The sequence below is a fragment of the Yokenella regensburgei ATCC 49455 genome (assembly GCF_000735455.1).
GTDB classification, from domain to species: Bacteria; Pseudomonadota; Gammaproteobacteria; order Enterobacterales; family Enterobacteriaceae; genus Yokenella; species Yokenella regensburgei.
Genome location: NZ_JMPS01000019.1, coordinates 1 through 3044 on the forward strand (window position 1 = coordinate 1; position 3044 = coordinate 3044).

The following is a 3044-nucleotide window of genomic DNA, read 5'->3' on the forward strand; positions in this document are numbered from 1 at the left end:
AAAACAGCTTCGGCGTTGTAAGGTTAAGCCTCACGGTTCATTAGTACTGGTTAGCTCAACGTATCGCTACGCTTACACACCCGACCTATCAACGTCGTAGTCTTCAACGTTCCTTCAGGACTCTCAAGGGAGTCAGGGAGAACTCATCTCGGGGCAAGTTTCGTGCTTAGATGCTTTCAGCACTTATCTTTTCCGCATTTAGCTACCGGGCAATGCCATTGGCATGACAACCCGAACACCAGTGATGCGTCCACTCCGGTCCTCTCGTACTAGGAGCAGCCCCCCTCAATTCTCCAGCGCCCACGGCAGATAGGGACCGAACTGTCTCACGACGTTCTAAACCCAGCTCGCGTACCACTTTAAATGGCGAACAGCCATACCCTTGGGACCTACTTCAGCCCCAGGATGTGATGAGCCGACATCGAGGTGCCAAACACCGCCGTCGATATGAACTCTTGGGCGGTATCAGCCTGTTATCCCCGGAGTACCTTTTATCCGTTGAGCGATGGCCCTTCCATTCAGAACCACCGGATCACTATGACCTGCTTTCGCACCTGCTCGCGCCGTCACGCTCGCAGTCAAGCTAGCTTATGCCATTGCACTAACCTCCTGATGTCCGACCAGGATTAGCTAACCTTCGTGCTCCTCCGTTACTCTTTAGGAGGAGACCGCCCCAGTCAAACTACCCACCAGACACTGTCCGCAACCCGGATCACGGGTCTACGTTAGAACATCAAACATTAAAGGGTGGTATTTCAAGGTTGGCTCCACGCAGACTGGCGTCCACGCTTCAAAGCCTCCCACCTATCCTACACATCAAGGCTCAATGTTCAGTGTCAAGCTATAGTAAAGGTTCACGGGGTCTTTCCGTCTTGCCGCGGGTACACTGCATCTTCACAGCGAGTTCAATTTCACTGAGTCTCGGGTGGAGACAGCCTGGCCATCATTACGCCATTCGTGCAGGTCGGAACTTACCCGACAAGGAATTTCGCTACCTTAGGACCGTTATAGTTACGGCCGCCGTTTACCGGGGCTTCGATCAAGAGCTTCGCGTTGCCGCTAACCCCATCAATTAACCTTCCGGCACCGGGCAGGCGTCACACCGTATACGTCCACTTTCGTGTTTGCACAGTGCTGTGTTTTTAATAAACAGTTGCAGCCAGCTGGTATCTTCGACTGATTTCAGCTCCACCCGCAGGGGCTTCACCTACATATCAGCGTGCCTTCTCCCGAAGTTACGGCACCATTTTGCCTAGTTCCTTCACCCGAGTTCTCTCAAGCGCCTTGGTATTCTCTACCTGACCACCTGTGTCGGTTTGGGGTACGATTCAATGTTACCTGATGCTTAGAGGCTTTTCCTGGAAGCAGGGCATTTGTTACTTCAGCACCGTAGTGCCTCGTCGTCACACCTCAGCGTTAAAAGAAGTCCGGATTTACCTAAACCTCCCGCCTACATGCTTAAACCGGGACAACCGTCGCCCGGCTAACATAGCCTTCTCCGTCCCCCCTTCGCAGTAACACCAAGTACAGGAATATTAACCTGTTTCCCATCGACTACGCCTTTCGGCCTCGCCTTAGGGGTCGACTCACCCTGCCCCGATTAACGTTGGACAGGAACCCTTGGTCTTCCGGCGAGCGGGCTTTTCACCCGCTTTATCGTTACTTATGTCAGCATTCGCACTTCTGATACCTCCAGCATGCCTCACAGCACACCTTCAACGGCTTACAGAACGCTCCCCTACCCAACAACACATAGTGTCGCTGCCGCAGCTTCGGTGCATGGTTTAGCCCCGTTACATCTTCCGCGCAGGCCGACTCGACCAGTGAGCTATTACGCTTTCTTTAAATGATGGCTGCTTCTAAGCCAACATCCTGGCTGTCTGTGCCTTCCCACATCGTTTCCCACTTAACCATGACTTTGGGACCTTAGCTGGCGGTCTGGGTTGTTTCCCTCTTCACGACGGACGTTAGCACCCGCCGTGTGTCTCCCGTGATAACATTCTTCGGTATTCGTAGTTTGCATCGGGTTGGTAAGTCGGGATGACCCCCTAGCCGAAACAGTGCTCTACCCCCGAAGATGAGTTCACGAGGCGCTACCTAAATAGCTTTCGGGGAGAACCAGCTATCTCCCGGTTTGATTGGCCTTTCACCCCCAGCCACAAGTCATCCGCTAATTTTTCAACATTAGTCGGTTCGGTCCTCCAGTTAGTGTTACCCAACCTTCAACCTGCCCATGGCTAGATCACCGGGTTTCGGGTCTATACCCTGCAACTTAACGCCCAGTTAAGACTCGGTTTCCCTTCGGCTCCCCTATACGGTTAACCTTGCTACAGAATATAAGTCGCTGACCCATTATACAAAAGGTACGCAGTCACACCACGAAGGTGCTCCCACTGCTTGTACGTACACGGTTTCAGGTTCTTTTTCACTCCCCTCGCCGGGGTTCTTTTCGCCTTTCCCTCACGGTACTGGTTCACTATCGGTCAGTCAGGAGTATTTAGCCTTGGAGGATGGTCCCCCCATATTCAGACAGGATACCACGTGTCCCGCCCTACTCATCGAACTCACAGCCTGTGCACTTTCATGTACGGGGCTATCACCCTGTATCGCCGGACTTTCCAGACCGTTCCATTAATGCACAAGCTGATTCAGGTTCTGGGCTGCTCCCCGTTCGCTCGCCGCTACTGGGGGAATCTCGGTTGATTTCTTTTCCTCGGGGTACTTAGATGTTTCAGTTCCCCCGGTTCGCCTCGTTAACCTATGTATTCAGTTAACGATAGTGCAACGAGTTGCACTGGGTTTCCCCATTCGGACATCGCCGGGTCAAAGGTTCATATCACCTCGCCGACGCTTTTCGCAGATTAGCACGTCCTTCATCGCCTCTGACTGCCAGGGCATCCACCGTGTACGCTTAGTCGCTTAACCTCACAACCCGAAGATGTTTCGTAAAACACATCGTGTTGCGAAAATTTGAGAGACTCGAACACACATTAACTGTGTGTCGTTTCAATTTTCAGCTTGATCCAGATTTTTAAAGAGCAAAA

General features: G+C 52.3%; 1 rRNA gene. It reads right to left on the reverse strand.

Annotated features, from left to right (window positions below):
* Window positions 1–19: 19 nt before the first annotated feature.
* Window positions 20–2925: ribosomal RNA gene (locus GYRE_RS04675) — 23S ribosomal RNA — on the reverse strand.
* Between the last annotated feature and the right edge of the window lie 119 nt (window positions 2926–3044).